General features: G+C 66.0%; 16 protein-coding genes and 1 pseudogene. 8 read left to right on the top strand and 9 right to left on the bottom strand.

All coding sequences use genetic code 11. The features are described 5' to 3' along the window. Nucleotides 1–7: 7 nt before the first annotated feature. Nucleotides 8–931, bottom strand: coding sequence for a choline ABC transporter substrate-binding protein (locus EF888_RS02115; RefSeq protein ID WP_109757230.1), 924 nt, complete (start codon nt 929–931; stop codon nt 8–10). Nucleotides 932–1,011: 80 nt separating this feature from the next. On the opposite strand from EF888_RS02115, the gene betI reads away from it, so the two are divergent. The 3 genes from betI to betA are packed head-to-tail and all read left to right on the top strand — an operon-like array spanning nt 1,012 to nt 4,765. Beyond that, nucleotides 1,012–1,590, top strand: a complete 579-nt coding sequence (betI, locus tag EF888_RS02110; protein ID WP_109757229.1) for a choline-binding transcriptional repressor BetI — start codon at nt 1,012–1,014, stop codon at nt 1,588–1,590. Next, nucleotides 1,587–3,095, top strand: a complete 1,509-nt coding sequence (gene betC, locus EF888_RS02105) for a choline-sulfatase (RefSeq protein WP_109757228.1) — start codon at nt 1,587–1,589, stop codon at nt 3,093–3,095. Before betI ends, betC begins: the two co-directional genes overlap by 4 nt. 26 nt (nt 3,096–3,121) lie before the next feature. After that, entirely contained in the window at nt 3,122–4,765 is a 1,644-nt protein-coding gene (betA, locus tag EF888_RS02100) for a choline dehydrogenase (protein ID WP_109757912.1), read from the top strand. Between the two features lie 90 nt (nt 4,766–4,855). Here betA and EF888_RS02095 read toward each other — a convergent pair whose 3' ends face one another. Then, nucleotides 4,856–6,094: an aspartate kinase gene (locus tag EF888_RS02095; RefSeq protein WP_109757227.1), complete on the bottom strand. Its 1,239-nt coding sequence runs from the start codon at nt 6,092–6,094 to the stop codon at nt 4,856–4,858. 295 nt (nt 6,095–6,389) lie between these two features. On the opposite strand from EF888_RS02095, the gene EF888_RS02090 reads away from it, so the two are divergent. Beyond that, nucleotides 6,390–7,058 (top strand): hypothetical protein, encoded by a 669-nt coding sequence (locus EF888_RS02090; RefSeq protein WP_126918469.1) that lies wholly within the window; start codon nt 6,390–6,392, stop codon nt 7,056–7,058. Nucleotides 7,059–7,129: 71 nt separating this feature from the next. On the opposite strand, the pseudogene EF888_RS02085 reads toward EF888_RS02090, so the two are convergent. From EF888_RS02085 to EF888_RS02075, 3 genes and pseudogenes are all read right to left on the bottom strand, one after another. Next, a pseudogene (locus tag EF888_RS02085) lies at nt 7,130–7,459 on the bottom strand (GSU2403 family nucleotidyltransferase fold protein); the annotation flags it as partial. Between the two features lie 147 nt (nt 7,460–7,606). Further along, a complete protein-coding gene (locus EF888_RS02080) occupies nt 7,607–8,299 on the bottom strand; it encodes an NAD-dependent deacylase (RefSeq protein ID WP_109757225.1) in 693 nt (230 codons plus the stop codon). Between the two features lie 7 nt (nt 8,300–8,306). Then, the gene (locus tag EF888_RS02075) at nt 8,307–8,612 is read right to left on the bottom strand and encodes a hypothetical protein (RefSeq protein WP_109757224.1); all 306 of its coding nucleotides are present in this window, start codon (nt 8,610–8,612) and stop codon (nt 8,307–8,309) included. A gap of 140 nt (nt 8,613–8,752) precedes the next feature. Here EF888_RS02075 and EF888_RS02070 point away from each other — a divergent pair, with 140 nt between their 5' ends. From EF888_RS02070 to EF888_RS02055, 4 genes are all read left to right on the top strand, one after another. Then, nucleotides 8,753–9,358, top strand: coding sequence for a DUF6778 family protein (locus EF888_RS02070; protein ID WP_109757223.1), 606 nt, complete (start codon nt 8,753–8,755; stop codon nt 9,356–9,358). Nucleotides 9,359–9,420: 62 nt separating this feature from the next. Further along, entirely contained in the window at nt 9,421–10,110 is a 690-nt protein-coding gene (gene pth, locus EF888_RS02065; RefSeq protein WP_109757222.1) for an aminoacyl-tRNA hydrolase, read from the top strand. Continuing rightward, the gene (locus tag EF888_RS02060; RefSeq protein WP_109757221.1) at nt 10,107–11,117 is read left to right on the top strand and encodes a DUF2332 domain-containing protein; all 1,011 of its coding nucleotides are present in this window, start codon (nt 10,107–10,109) and stop codon (nt 11,115–11,117) included. Before pth ends, EF888_RS02060 begins: the two co-directional genes overlap by 4 nt. A 45-nt stretch (nt 11,118–11,162) precedes the next feature. Continuing rightward, the gene (locus EF888_RS02055; RefSeq protein WP_109757220.1) at nt 11,163–11,537 is read left to right on the top strand and encodes a DUF2237 family protein; all 375 of its coding nucleotides are present in this window, start codon (nt 11,163–11,165) and stop codon (nt 11,535–11,537) included. Here the strand turns inward: EF888_RS02055 and EF888_RS02050 are convergent. The 4 genes from EF888_RS02050 to EF888_RS02035 form a co-directional block, all read right to left on the bottom strand. Next, nucleotides 11,519–12,022, bottom strand: coding sequence for a helix-turn-helix transcriptional regulator (locus EF888_RS02050; protein WP_109757911.1), 504 nt, complete (start codon nt 12,020–12,022; stop codon nt 11,519–11,521). The genes EF888_RS02055 and EF888_RS02050 overlap by 19 nt on opposite strands. Before the next feature lie 27 nt (nt 12,023–12,049). Continuing rightward, complete coding sequence (locus tag EF888_RS21640; RefSeq protein WP_109757219.1) at nt 12,050–12,508, bottom strand: hypothetical protein; 459 nt, start codon at nt 12,506–12,508, stop codon at nt 12,050–12,052. Between the two features lie 82 nt (nt 12,509–12,590). Next, nucleotides 12,591–13,055 carry a PepSY domain-containing protein gene (locus EF888_RS21635; RefSeq protein ID WP_164721553.1) on the bottom strand — a complete coding sequence of 155 codons (465 nt, stop codon included), beginning with the start codon at nt 13,053–13,055 and terminating at the stop codon, nt 12,591–12,593. A 228-nt stretch (nt 13,056–13,283) separates the two neighbouring features. Continuing rightward, nucleotides 13,284–13,856, bottom strand: a complete 573-nt coding sequence (locus EF888_RS02035) for a F0F1 ATP synthase subunit B (RefSeq protein WP_109757216.1) — start codon at nt 13,854–13,856, stop codon at nt 13,284–13,286. Nucleotides 13,857–13,859 lie beyond the last annotated feature (3 nt).

Here is a 13,859-nt window from a genome sequence, read left to right as displayed (position 1 = left end):
TTCTCTCTCAAATCCCCAACGCCCCTTTCACGGCATCCAGACCCTCGGCGCCGTCCTTCGTCGTGACGCCGGCGAGCCAGCCATCGAGCGTGCCGGGGTTCGCCTTCAGCCATTCGGTCGCCGCCGCTTCGGGGTCCTTCCCGTCGTCGAGGATAGCGCCCATGATCTCGTTCTCCATCTGGAGCGAGAACTCGAGGTTGTTCAGCAGCGTGCCGAGGTTAGGACACTCGGCGGCAAAGCCCGCCGACGTGTTTGTATAGACCGTGGCGCCGCCCAGGTTAGGGCCGAACCAGTCGTCGCCGCCTTCGAGATAGGTCAGGTCGAAATTGGCGTTCATAGGATGCGGTTCCCAGCCCAGGAACACGACCGGCTCGCTGCGACCGTCAGCACGCGCCACCTGCGCGAGCATTCCCTGCTCGGAGCTTTCCACGACCTCGAAGCCGGACAGCCCAAAGGCGTCCTGCTCAACCATGTCCATGATGAGGCGGTTGCCGTCATTGCCCGGCTCGATGCCATAGATCTTGCCTTCGAGAGCGTCCCTGTTCGCCGCGATGTCGGCGAAGGAGGTGATCCCGAGATCGGCCGCGGCCTTGTTTACGGCAAGCGTGTACTTCGCGCCCTCCAGGTTCGCGCGCACCGTGTCGACCGTGCCTGCGTCGCGATACTTGGCGATATCGGCTTCCATCGTGGGCATCCAGTTGCCGAGGAAGACATCGACATCCTTCTCGGCGAGCGAGGCATAGGTGACCGGCACCGACAGCACCTTCGTCTCGGTGTCGTAGCCCAGTGCCTCGAGCACGACCGAGGTTGCGGCGGTGGTGGCGGTGATGTCGGTCCAGCCCACGTCCGAGAAGGTGACGGTATCGCAATCGGCTAGGGCGGGGGCCGCACTCACGATGGCAAGCGCGGACAAGGCGGATTTGAGTCGCATCTTCTGGCTCCCTGTTTTATTGACTGACCAGTCAATCAAGAATACTTGCGGTCCTTGATGGACCTTGTGCAAAGGTAAACATGCCAAAGCTTGGAATGGAACCGGTAAGACGGGCCGCTCTCATCGACGCGGCCATCGCCGAGATCGGGGCGGCCGGGTCGCTCGACGTGACCGTTGGCGGGATCGCGAGGCGCGCAGGCGTCTCGTCGGGCCTCGCGCATCATTACTTCGGCGGCAAGGACGACATCCTGCTGGCTGCGATGCGCCATGTCCTGAAGGTCTATTCGGAAGAAGTCCGATCCCGCCTCGTCGCCGCCTCGGGACCTGCGGCCCGCGTCGAGGCCGTCATCCGCGCCAGTTTCGCGCCTTCGAATTTCCAGCCCGACACAGTGGCTGCCTGGGTCAACTTCTACCTCCTGGCGCTGTCCTCCGAGGACGCAGCGCGTCTTCTGCGCGTCTATCGCCGCCGCTTGCGGTCGAACCTCGTCCACGCCCTGCGCCAGCTTGGAGCGCAAGACCCCCTGGGTTCGGCCATACGGATCGGTGCGCTGATCGACGGCCTCTACCTCCGCCACAGCCTCGCCGATACGCCGGACGGCGCAGCGGCGACCCGCGCCGCGCTGTCGGCCCTCGCTCTCGAACTGAAAGGTGCCGCATGAGCCGTCCAAACATCCTGATCCTCATGGTCGACCAGTTGAACGGCACGCTCTGGCCCGACGGTCCTGCCGAATGGCTGCACGCGCCACACCTCAAAGCACTGGCCGAGCGATCGGTACGCTTCCGCAACGCCTATACCGGCAGCCCGCTCTGTGCCCCGGCGCGGGCCAGCTTCATGTCGGGCCTCCTGCCGTCCCGGACCCGCGTCTACGACAACGCAGCCGAGTTCGGCTCGGATATCCCGACCTACGCCCACCACCTGCGCCGTGCCGGCTACGCCACCTGCCTCTCGGGCAAGATGCACTTCGTTGGTCCCGACCAGCTGCACGGCTTCGAGGAACGGCTGACCACCGACATCTACCCGGCCGACTTCGGCTGGACCCCCGACTACCGCAAGCCGGGAGAACGGATCGACTGGTGGTATCACAACATGGGTTCGGTCACAGGCGCCGGGGTCGCCGAGATCACCAACCAAATGGAGTATGACGACGAAGTCGCCTTCAACGCCGAGCAGAAGCTTTACGACCTGTCGCGGGGCCACGACGAACGGCCCTGGTGCCTGACAGTCAGCTTCACTCACCCGCACGACCCCTATGTCGCGCGGCGCAAGTTCTGGGACCTCTACGAGGACTGCGCGCACCTGATGCCGGAGGTCGGCCCGCTCTCCTATGAGGAGCATGACCCCCACGCGCGACGCATCCTCGACGCGAATGACTGGCACAACTACGACGTGACCGAGGAGGACGTGCGCCGCTCCCGCCGCGCCTACTTCGCCAACATCAGCTACCTGGACGAGAAGATCGGTGCGATCCTCGACGTGCTGAAACGGACACGTCAGGAGGCCATCGTGGTCTTCGTTTCGGACCACGGCGACATGCTGGGAGAGCGCGGGCTGTGGTACAAGATGAACTTCTTCGAGGGATCATCGCGCGTGCCCCTGATGGTTGCCGCCCCGGATCTTCAGCCCGGGCTGGTGGACACACCCGTCTCGACCATCGACGTCACGCCCACGCTCTGCGATCTGGCCGGAGTCGACATGGCCGAGGTCGCGCCCTGGGTGGCGGGCGAAAGCCTGGTGCCGCTGGCGCAAGGCACGCCCCGCGAAACTCCGGTCGCCGTCGAGTATGCTGCGGAAGCCTCGATCGCGCCGATGGTCTGTCTCGTGCAGGGCGGATGGAAGTACACCGCCTGCCCCGCCGACCCCGAGCAGCTCTTCCATCTCGCGGAAGACCCCCACGAGCTTTCAGACCTCGTCGCCGATCCGGCCCATGCCGCGACGCTTGACCGCTTTCGCCACATGGCAGCCGACAGGTGGGATCTTCCCCGCTTCGACGAAGAGGTGCGAGAGAGCCAGGCAAGGCGCCTGGTGACCTACGATGCGCTCAGGAACGGAGCCTACTACCCCTGGGACTTCCAGCCGCTTCAGAAGGCGTCGGAACGCTACATGCGCAACCACATGGACCTCAACATCCTTGAGACCGGCCAGCGGTTCCCGAGGGGCGAATGACCGGCAGCATCGGAACCCTTCCGTCGATGGAGGCCGACTATGTCATCGTCGGCGCAGGCTCGGCGGGCTGTGCGCTGGCCTACCGGCTGACCGAGGCGGGCCGGTCGGTGATCGTGGTCGAACATGGTGGCTCGGATGCGGGTCCGCTGATCCAGATGCCCGGCGCGCTGTCCTACCCGATGAACATGCCGCGCTACAATTGGGGGTACGAGACCGAGCCCGAGCCTGGTCTGGGCGGCCGCCGTCTGGCCGCACCGCGAGGCAAGGTCATCGGCGGGTCGTCCTCGATCAACGGGATGGTCTATGTCAGGGGCCATGCCCGCGACTTCGACACCTGGGCGCAGCTCGGCGCGACCGGCTGGTCCCATGCGGATGTCCTGCCCTACTTCAAGCGGATGGAGACGTGGCACGGACCCGACGCCTCGGACGTTCGCGGCACGGATGGGCCCATCCATGTGACGCGCGGGCGACGCGCCAACCCGCTCTACCATGCCTTCGTCGAGGCCGGGCGACAGGCAGGCTATGAGCTGACCGGCGACTACAACGGTGAGAAGCAGGAAGGCTTCGGCCCGATGGAGCAGACGGTCTGGAAGGGCCGGCGCTGGTCGGCGGCGACGGCCTACCTGAAACCGGCGCTCAGACGCGCGAACTGCACGCTGGTGCGGGGGCTCGCCTCTCGCGTGACGATCGAGGAGGGTCGCGCGACCGGTGTCGACCTGACGCAATCTGCCGTGACCCATGTACGTGCGCGGGCCGAGGTGATCGTGTCCGCCTCGGCCTTCAATTCACCCAAGCTTCTCATGCTGTCGGGGATCGGGCCAGGGGCGCACCTGGCGGAACACGGCATCGACGTCTTGGCCGACCGCCCCGGTGTGGGCACGAACCTCCAGGACCATCTCGAGGTGTACTTCCAGGTCGCCGCCAGCCAGCCCGTGACGCTTTTCCGATACTGGAACCTCCTCGGGAAGGCCTACGTCGGCGCACGTTGGCTGCTCACGCGGACCGGACCCGGAGCCTCGAACAACTTCGAAAGCGCGGGCTTCATCCGCTCGCGGGCGGGCGTGGAATACCCGGACATCCAGTTCCATTTCCTTCCCCTGGCCGTGCGCTACGACGGCAAGTTCGTCGCCGACGGCCACGGCTTTCAGGCCCACGTCGGGCCGATGCGCTCGCCATCGCGCGGCTCGGTCACGCTCAGGTCGGGCGATCCGGCCGACGCGCCGGTGCTGCGGTTCAACTACATGTCGACCGAGCAGGACCGCATCGACTTCCGCCAGGCGATCCGGCTGACGCGCGAGATCTTCGGTCAGCCTGCCTTCGCGCCCTACACAAGGCACGAGCTTCGCCCGGGCGCCGAAGTCGTGTCGGACGAGGCGATCGACGCCTTCGTCCGGGACCATGCCGAGAGCGCCTATCACCCCTGCGGCACCTGTCGGATGGGTTCGGCAGGGGACAAAAGCGCCGTGGTCGACGCCGAGGCGCGGGTGATCGGTGTCGATGGTCTGCGCGTCGCGGACACCTCGATCTTCCCCCGCATCACCAACGGCAATCTGAACGCGCCTGCGATGATGGTGGGCGAGAAGGTGGCGGATCACATCCTGGGACAGCGCCTGCCACCGGACGACCGCGCGCCCTGGATCAATCCGGCGTGGAGCGTCTCGCAAAGGTAGTGCCCGCAGGCGTCTTCTTCTGTCGCGAAATACTCCGGGGAGAGCGAGGGGCAGAGCCCCTCGCCAGGTTCGGCGCCGAAGGCGGCGAAATCAGGCGGCGCGGTCGAGACCGAAGGTGTCGTGCAGCGCCTGCACGGCCAACTCCATGTACTTCCGGTCGATCAGGACCGAGATCTTGATCTCGGACGTCGTGATGACCTTGATGTTGATCCCCTCGTCGCGGAGAGCCTTGAACATCTGGGCAGCGACGCCGGCATGGCTACGCATCCCGATGCCGACGACAGACACCTTGGCCACATCTTCGTCGGTGACGAGTTCGGAATAGTTCACCTCGTCCGACGCCTTGACCTTCTCCATCGCCGCCCTTGCGCGGGCGACCTGGTTGACGGGCAACGAGAAGGTCATGTCGGTGCGACCCTCCTCGGAGATGTTCTGGACGATCATGTCCACGTTCACCCCGGCCTCCGACAGCGGTCCGAAGATCGCGGCGGCGATGCCGGGGCGGTCGGCGACCGAGAGAAGCGTCATCTTCGCCTCGTCGCGGCTGAAGGCGACTCCGGCGACCACGTTCGATTCCATGATATCCTCCTCGGCACAGACCAGAGTGCCGGCGCTTTCATTGTTGTCCTCGAAACTCGACAGGACCCGCAGCTTCACGTTGTAGCGCATGGCGAGTTCGACCGAGCGGGTCTGGAGCACCTTGGCACCAAGCGAGGCCAGTTCCAGCATTTCCTCGAAGGCGATCTTGTCGAGCTTGCGGGCCTTGGAGGTGATGCGCGGATCGGTCGTGTAGACCCCGTCCACGTCGGTGTAGATGTCGCAGCGCTCTGCTCCGAAGGCGGCGGCGAAGGCGACGGCGGTGGTGTCCGAACCGCCGCGGCCGAGGGTGGTGATCCTGCCCTCGGGCGAGACGCCCTGGAAGCCCGCGACGACGGCGACCTTCATTCCCTGGGCGAAACGGGCGTTGATGTTGTCGGTCGGGATCTCCTCGATCCTCGCCTGGCTGTGGGCGCTGGTCGTCTTCAGCGGCACCTGCCAGCCCTGCCAGGATCGCGCTGGCACGTCCATTTCCTGAAGCGTCAGCGCCATCAAGCCGGCGGTCACCTGCTCTCCCGACGAGACCACGGCGTCGTATTCCCGGGCGTCGTAGAGCTTGGACGTCTCCTCGACCCAGCCCACCAGCTCGTTGGTCTTGCCGGACATGGCGGAGACGATGACGATGACGTCGTAGCCGTTGGCGACCTCGCGGCCGACGCGCTTGGCGGCACGGCGGATACGGTCGAGCGTGGCGACGGAGGTGCCGCCGAATTTCATCACGAGAAGTGGCATGGGACGGCCCGGGCTTCGTTCGCGCGCCTGTTACGGGATCGTCCGGGGCGGGGCAAGGGGCGGAACGCGTTAAGGCGGCGTTCGAACGGGGGTGTTGCGGAGACCAGGCGGCAGCGTTAACGCCTTGTTTTGCGGGGTTTGGTGGGGAAAGGCGTGTTCTGTATCGCGTCGGTATCGCGTCGGTGGATGGAGCGGTATCGGCGGCAGGCAGCGGCGCGGAGGCTGCGTGCGGCAAGGAAGATTGACGGGGCGTTAAGAAATACCTCGTCAGACCTATTTCACGGTATGCTTCGGCATGGACCGTTTTGCGCCGACCACCAACGACTACGGATTGTTGGCGATGCCCTTGGAGGAAGCCGCCTCCGCGTTCACGGCGTTATGGGCGGACGTGCCCCATGTCATGTCCCGGTCCGATCTTCAGGGGAGTTCGGGAGAAGTCTTTCTCCACCTTGAACCTCTGAGCATGGCGCTGGACCGCGCTCTTCTCGTTGCAAACGGGAACATGTGGACCAGTTACTTCGCCAATGGCCTGATTGGATCGGACGTATTCCTGCCAGTGTCCCGGATGGCGGCGGCGCGCGGATGTACGGGCGTACGGGTCGCAAGGTCGTCCACCGCGACCATCTTCGCGTCCTATGAGGGTCCGGAGCGTGGCGGGAGGATCAACAATCATCGGCGATCCATCTATGTCGCCCGTGAAGGAGGCTGGAAATTCGGGTCCGCCGGGGATCCCTACCCATTCGAGGACGTGTCCCTCTACGAGGCAAAACGCGTCCGCGATCGGTTTACGCCCGCTCATCTGGATGATCTTCTTGCGGGCTTGGGCGCACCCTTGGGTCCACTCCCGGACGCCCCGAAGCTCGAAGCCGTGATGTTCGTCCACCATGACCGAGCGCCGCAACTCAGGCGTTGGACATATTCGGAGGTGCAGGCCGGACTGCCATGGAAGAGGGACGAGCCTTAGAAAGGCTTCCATTCCTTGAAAAGGGTTTCAACGAGCCGCTAATGCTTTGCATGCAGGCCATCGAAGGGTCATCACATCGCGCTCAGGATCTTCCCCGTATCGGGCATACGCTTGAGCGAGTTCGCTATATGCTCGCGCCAGCGTGGTCCCGCCTCCATCGCAGTATCGTAAGCCAGTGAAAGATCGTCGGGCCTGTCCTCGGCCATCGCCTCGACCAGAAAAGCCGCCTGCTCGCGGTCCTTCGACGCCTTGAGACTGCCCGCGCCGTCACGCCGACGGTCGGCGATGATAAGCTTGTGGATGGCATATCTCTCGGGCCGAGGCACCTGCACGAGAACGCCGGACCTGTAGATTGCCGCAGCGTGGATCGGTTCGGCGATCAGGAAGTTGAGGTAGTTCAGCCCTTAAATACCTAACAAAAATTTATATTGTTAGGTATGCCAAGGCGGAAGGCTCTGGCGGCTGCGCAGCACTACTGTAACTCTTGAGCAGAGCCAAACTGCAATGGTAACTTTGAGCTACACTCTGCCATTCGCCTCAGCCCACCCTCACCGCTCCCTCAGCACCCGCGCCACCCAGGCCGGGACCGTCTCGGTGGCCGGGCCCAGGATCACCTCGTCGAACTGGCCTGCGACCTGGGATGGCTCGAGGTTGATCTCGACGGTCCGCGCGCCCCTCGCCCTCGCCTCGGCGACGAAACCGGCTGCGGGATAGACGGTGCCGGAGGTGCCGATGGCGACGAAGAGGTCGGCGGTGCGGAGGTGGCCCGCGATCCGGGGCAAGTGGTGGGGAACCTCGCCGAACCAGACGACGTCCGGGCGGGTCTCGGGCCGGCCGCAGTCGGGGCATTGGTCGTTAAGCGACATGACGAGCGGCGCGGGCCAGCGCGCATCGCAGGCGGCGCAGCGGGCGACGCCGTGCGCACCGTGCATGTGGAGGGCGTCGGAGCCTGCCGCCTCGTGCAGGCTGTCGACGTTCTGGGTGACGAGGGTGACTTCGCCGCGCGTGTACTCCGACTGGAGCCGGGCGAGGGCCAGGTGCGCCGCGTTCGGCTGCGCGCCCCGGGCGTTGGCGCGGCGCATGTTGTAGAAGTCGATGACCTTCTGCGGGTCGCGGGCGAAGCCCTCGGGCGTCGCCACCTCGGACAGGTCGTACCTGGTCCAGACGCCGCCCTTGTCGCGGAAGGTGCCGAGGCCGCTTTCGGCCGAGACGCCCGCGCCGGTCAGGATGAGGATCTTCATTCCCGGATCACCGGGTGCAGTAGACCTGCGCGGTGTTGCCGAAGTTGCGGTAGCGCTCCCAGAACGACTCGTCCGAGCGGCGGTCCGACGTCCGTACGCGCTGCGCCCGGTCAGGGTTGGCGAAGAAGCTGGCGGCGAGGCGCTGGTCCGACGGCGTCAGGGTAATGTCCGCCGCATCCTGGATGCAGCCGCAGAGGCTGCGCTGGTTGTTGCCACGCTGAGATTTCAGACAGGCGTTTTCGATGGCCCCTGCGAGGGCCGGTTCGGCCGTCGCGAGGACGATGGCCATGACTGCTACGCTTCTCAACTTCATGCTCTCCTCCGTTACCCTTGACTGTACCTCGGCGCGTTCTGTTGCGCGCGCGCCACTGCGCTTGCACTAGATGTGGCATTGAAAACCAAATTCTGCGAATGTCGCGCCGCAGGCAAGACAAAAGCAGAATGAGGCACGAGATGAAGCGTCGGTCGGCGTTCCTTGGGTTGGCACTGGCGGTGCTGGCGGGGTGTTCGGGCAACTGGCAGGTAGCCTACGATCAGGGGATCGACCCCTTGGTGTCGCGGGGATGGCGGGTCGCCGACGTGATCGTCGTCGTCCCGGACAGCCTCAAAGCGTCGGAATCAAACACATATGCGCCAAGCGGCGACATCGTCTGGCACGGCGAGCCTTTCGGTGACCGCAAGGCGCAGGTCGCGGCCCTGATGAAGGAAGGGATCCTCGGGGGGGCCCGCGAACTGTCGGGCGATCGTCCGGTCTACATCACCGCGGTCGTGCGCCGGTTTCATGGCGTGACGCCTGCCGCTGTCGCGCGTGCGCCGGGTGCGGTCCACAACATCGACTTCGATCTTCAGGTGATCGACGCGCGCACGCGCGCGCCTCTGACCGAGACGCAGCCCGTGTCGGCCGACCTTGAGGCGCACGTCGGCGCGGCGGCGATCACCGCGGCGATCGAGGGCGAGACGCAGCGCGTCCGGCTGGTCCGGCACATCGCGGCGGTGACGCGAGGCTGGCTGGGACTCGGTCCGGACCAGCGCCGCAGCTTCGCAGGGTTCGGGCGCTGACGGCGGACGTTGCCGCCAAGGGGCCCGAGGGCTAGGTTCGCCGTCAGAAAGGACCTTAGCCCATGCAGCTTTTCGTCGGCCTCGGAAACCCGGGCGCGAAGTACGCGCGCAATCGCCACAACATCGGCTTCATGGCGGTGGACCGCATCGCGGGGGACCACGGTTTCGCGCCGTGGCGGGCGAAGTTCCAGGGACAGGTCAGCGAGGGACGGCTGGGCTCGGCGAAGGTCGTCCTGCTGAAGCCCGAGACGTTCATGAACAATTCGGGCCAGTCCGTGGGCGAGGCGATGCGGTTCTACAAGCTGACACCGGGCGACGTCACCGTCTTCCACGACGAGATCGACCTCGCGCCGGGAAAACTGCGCGTCAAGGAAGGTGGCGGTCACGCGGGACACAACGGCCTGCGGTCGCTTCACGCGCATCTCGGAGATGCGTATCGCCGGGTGCGGATGGGGGTCGGGCATCCGGGCCACAAGGATGCGGTGCCGGGCTACGTCCTGCGGGATTTTCCGAAAGCGGACGAGGACTGGCTGGACGACCTGCTGCGCGGCGTGTCCGACGGCGCGGCCGCGCTGGCCGAAGGTGACGCGGGGCGGTTCCAGAACGCGGTGGCGCTGCGTCTGAACCCGCCGCGGTCGTCGACGACCAAGGCCGAGGCGAAGGTGGCCGAGACGAAGGCGGAGGTGCCCGAGCCCTCGCCCGCCCAAGACGCCAAATCTCCGTTTCAGAGGCTGGTGGATCGCTTCCGATGACCGTCCGCGCGGCGTTCGGCGTCCAGTCGCGCGCCTGCGCCGCTCTCGGCTCGCCCTTCATGGAACGGCTGATGGCGCTTGCGGGCGCGCGGCTTGAGGCGGGGACATCTGTCGCGGATCGGGTCTTGGGGTGGCCGGGGAACCCTTCGCCCAGTGCGGACAGCGTGCCCTTGCGGCTGGCCGGCGGGCTGCACGCGCTGAAGCTGCAAGGGCTGGCCCTGGTCGAGGAATATCCGCCGCACGAGGTGTCGGACGACCGGCTGTGGTCCGCCGTCGAGGCCGCCTTCCGAAGCCACGAGGAGCACTTGCTGGAGTGGCTGGGCCAGGCGCCCCAGACGAACGAGGTGCGGCGCGCGGCGGCGATCCTGGCGGCTCTGGCGCTGGCTTGTGCGGGGTCGGACCAGCCGGTCGAGCTTGTCGAACTGGGGTGCAGCGGCGGGCTGAACCTGCGCTGCGACAGGTTCCGTCTGGACGCGCCGGGCGGCTCACTGGGCGATGCGGCGTCGACGGTCGTCCTCTCGCCCGAGTGGCGGGGCGGGCCTCCGCCGCTCGATCTGCCTCGCGTGGCGTCGCGGGTCGGCGTCGACGTGGCGCCTCTCGACCCCGCGTCGGAGGCCGGGCGTCTGCGGCTTCTTGCCTATCTCTGGCCCGATCAGACCGACCGCCTGACGCGGACGAGCGAGGCCATCGGGATCGCGCGCGAGACGCCTGCACGGTTCGTGCGCGCCGATGCGGGCGCCTGGCTGGAGGAGCATCTGGCCGCCCCGGACCGCGGTCTGCGGCGCATCGTCTATCACACCGTCGCATGGCAGTATTTTCCCGAGGACACGGCGGCGCGCGCACTTTCCGCGATGAAGGCCTCGTCGGCTCCGGTTGTTCGCATCGGGATGGAAACGGACGGTGCCGAGAACGGCGCCCGGCTCTGGCTGACACGGTATTCCGAAGACGAGACGGTCGAGCTGGGACGCGCCGACTTTCACGGCCGATGGATCGAGTGGCGGCGTTGAAGCCCGCGCCATGAGGACTAGCTGTGGCTCAAGGGGGCGCGCACCATGAAGAAAGACGAACCCATAAATGTTCTCGGCGAGACGCTGGAGCCCTGCTCGACCGAGCCAGTCACGGGCTTTTTCCGGGATGGCGCCTGCAACACCTGTCGCGAAGATTCAGGAAGCCATACCGTCTGCGCCGTGATGACGGCCGAGTTCCTGGCCTATTCGAAGTACGTCGGCAACGACCTGTCGACGCCCCGGCCCGAGTTCATGTTTCCCGGACTTAAACCCGGCGACCGCTGGTGCCTCTGCGCCTCGCGCTTCCTGCAGGCGGCGGACGAGGGCGCGGCGCCGCGGATCAATCTGGCCGCCACGCATACCAAGGCGTTGGACATCATCCCGCTGGACGTTCTGATGGATCACGCCAGCGAGGACTGAGCCGGCTCGTCCTCGATCAGGTCGTCGATGAAAAGGCTGAGAAGCTGTGGCCGGCCGCTGACGCCGGCCTTGCGGTAGATGGCGTTGGTCTGCGCCTTGATCGTGCCCTCGCTGACCCCGCGAAATCCGGCGATGTCCTGCGTCGAGAAGCCCTTGATCGCGAAAAGGGCGACGTCGCGCTCGGCGGCTGTCAGGCTCCAATCCTCGAAACGCTCGGCCAGAACGTCGCGGAAGGCGCTTCTTGCGCGGCGGAGGGCCTCCTCGGCGGCGACGGTGCGACGGCGCGATTGACGCAGGGCCAGCCAGCTTACGACGACGCCGATGACGAGGCCGAGTGCCGCGCCGATCTGGATCAGCTCGACGAAGGCCCAGTCGATCGGCCCTATCGGCAGCCCGAGGATCGAGATGAGGATGTCCGATACGAAGAAGGCGGCACAGGCCAGTTGGACCACGAGAACCGCGCCGAGGACGTATCGGTTGTTCACGCGCGACACTCCGCCCCGCGCGGGGTGTCAGTCCTCGCCGGAATTCGACGAGCCCGATCCGCTGTTGTCGTCGTCGCCGTCATCGTCGTCTGAATCGTCATCGTCGGAATCATCGTCGTTGCCGCCGGAATCGTCATCATCGGAATTGTCATCGTCATCGAAATCGTCGTCGTCATCGCCGCTTCCCTTGCCCGAGGAGCCGCCTGAGGCCGACCTGGATGAATCGCCGTCGCGCGAGCGATCGAAACGGATGTAGTCGCGCAGGATCAGCCCCGTGGCCGGGTTGACAACGATCTCGCGCTGGCGGTCTCCGGTTACGGCGACGAAGCGCATCCGGCCCAGCAGGGTCCGGCTGATCCTGATCTCGGCGTAACCCTCTTCGCGAAGTTCCGCGACGATCCGGGCGCGGACTTCGTCCGGCGAGGCCGCCGCGGGCGCCGTCATCGCAAGTGCGAGGTAGATCAGGACAAAAACACGTTTCAACATTTCAAGTCACCATTGGCGGGCCCTGCGTGAAAAGCAAGGCCCGCCGGGGAAGCCCGATCCGTGAGGATTCGGGGGCTGGGGTTCAGTCGTCGTCCGACTCGCCGTGGTCGTCGCCGTCGTCGTCGTCATCATCGTCGTCATCGCCGCCACCGGGGCCGCTGTTGTCATCGTCGTCGTCGTCGTCATCATCGTCGTCGTCACCGCCATGACGGCCGCTACGATCGTCGTCATCGTCATCGTCATCGTCGTCGCTCAGGAAGTCGCGGTCGCGCTCGCGCACCTGCACGCCGGTGCGGTCGCTTTCATCGGCGTCGGCCCGTTCCTGTTCCTGCTTCAGGATGGCGCCCGTCACGCGGTCGTAGATCACTTCCAGCTTCTGGCTGTCCTTGATCGCCTCGACCTTGACCTGCGTGGGGCCGCCCTGCACTTCGACGAAGGTGAAGCCCATGTCCTGGTAGCGCGCGACGACCTGGTCGGTGAAGGCGTCGGCGTGGGCCGCACCGACCCACAGGGCGGAGGCGGCGGCGGTGGCAAAAAGTCTGTTCATGTCTGGTTCCTCGTTTTCCGTTAGGCGACGCATCACGGCGCCGATGACCCAGTTGCCCCACAAAACCGGTCCCTCTCCATTCGCCACAGGTTGAGATGTGGGGCAATAAACCCAGGTGATGGGCCGATAAACTTCAGGGAAACGGGCATAAACTTGAGGTCTAGATCGCAGGCATGAAAAGGCCCGGCGCGGGGGCCGGGCCTTTTGCAGAGGTCGAGAGCGCTGGCGTCAGTGCAGCTTGGCCCGCACCACGCCGATTGCATCGTCGATCAGCGACGCGGCCTTGTCGGCGCTCATCTTCTGCTGGATGACCTCGCCCGCGGCCTTGACGGCGATTCGCGCGGCTTCGTCCCGGACCTGCTTGATCGCGGCGGCTTCGGCCGAGGCGATCTGGCCCTGGGCGGACTGGACGCGACGCTCGATCGATGCGGCCAGATCCTTCTTCGCCAGTTCCGCAGCCTCGGTGGCGTTGTCGCGGGCGGCGGCCACGATGCGGTCGGCCTGCTCCTGCACTTCGCGCTGCTTGCGCTCGTAGCTGGCCAGCAGGGTCTGCGCCTCGTCGCGGAGGGCGCGGGCTTCCTCAAGCTCGGACCGGATGCCGGCAGCGCGCTTGTCGAGGAGCTCGGCCAGACGGGACGGCACCTTGAAGTAGACGAGGACGCCGAGGAACAGCAGGAACGACACGAGGACGATGAAGTCGGTGTTGGCGAGCGAGTAGAATTCGCTGGAGAACACGTTCTTGGTGGCGGCGACGGCAGGGCTGGCCGTCAGGAGCGCCGCGAGCGTGAGAAGTCTCTTCATGGC

Source organism: Silicimonas algicola, assembly GCF_003970735.1.
Taxonomy (GTDB): domain Bacteria; phylum Pseudomonadota; class Alphaproteobacteria; order Rhodobacterales; family Rhodobacteraceae; genus Silicimonas; species Silicimonas algicola.
The sequence above is the reverse complement of the archived record's forward strand: the minus strand, read 5'-3'. Positions and strand labels throughout refer to the sequence as shown.

Excerpts from the sequence above, each read along its gene's own strand:
- EF888_RS02115 (WP_109757230.1), bottom strand. The coding sequence starts at position 931 with ATGCGACTCAAATCCGCCTTGTCCGCGCTTGCCATCGTGAGTGCGGCC.
- betI (WP_109757229.1), top strand. The coding sequence starts at position 1,012 with ATGCCAAAGCTTGGAATGGAACCGGTAAGACGGGCCGCTCTCATCGAC.
- betC (WP_109757228.1), top strand. The coding sequence starts at position 1,587 with ATGAGCCGTCCAAACATCCTGATCCTCATGGTCGACCAGTTGAACGGC.
- betA (WP_109757912.1), top strand. The coding sequence starts at position 3,122 with ATGGAGGCCGACTATGTCATCGTCGGCGCAGGCTCGGCGGGCTGTGCG.
- EF888_RS02095 (WP_109757227.1), bottom strand. The coding sequence starts at position 6,094 with ATGCCACTTCTCGTGATGAAATTCGGCGGCACCTCCGTCGCCACGCTC.
- EF888_RS02090 (WP_126918469.1), top strand. The coding sequence starts at position 6,390 with ATGGACCGTTTTGCGCCGACCACCAACGACTACGGATTGTTGGCGATG.
- EF888_RS02080 (WP_109757225.1), bottom strand. The coding sequence starts at position 8,299 with ATGAAGATCCTCATCCTGACCGGCGCGGGCGTCTCGGCCGAAAGCGGC.
- EF888_RS02075 (WP_109757224.1), bottom strand. The coding sequence starts at position 8,612 with ATGAAGTTGAGAAGCGTAGCAGTCATGGCCATCGTCCTCGCGACGGCC.
- EF888_RS02070 (WP_109757223.1), top strand. The coding sequence starts at position 8,753 with ATGAAGCGTCGGTCGGCGTTCCTTGGGTTGGCACTGGCGGTGCTGGCG.
- pth (WP_109757222.1), top strand. The coding sequence starts at position 9,421 with ATGCAGCTTTTCGTCGGCCTCGGAAACCCGGGCGCGAAGTACGCGCGC.
- EF888_RS02060 (WP_109757221.1), top strand. The coding sequence starts at position 10,107 with ATGACCGTCCGCGCGGCGTTCGGCGTCCAGTCGCGCGCCTGCGCCGCT.
- EF888_RS02055 (WP_109757220.1), top strand. The coding sequence starts at position 11,163 with ATGAAGAAAGACGAACCCATAAATGTTCTCGGCGAGACGCTGGAGCCC.
- EF888_RS21640 (WP_109757219.1), bottom strand. The coding sequence starts at position 12,508 with ATGTTGAAACGTGTTTTTGTCCTGATCTACCTCGCACTTGCGATGACG.
- EF888_RS21635 (WP_164721553.1), bottom strand. The coding sequence starts at position 13,055 with ATGAACAGACTTTTTGCCACCGCCGCCGCCTCCGCCCTGTGGGTCGGT.
- EF888_RS02035 (WP_109757216.1), bottom strand. The coding sequence starts at position 13,856 with ATGAAGAGACTTCTCACGCTCGCGGCGCTCCTGACGGCCAGCCCTGCC.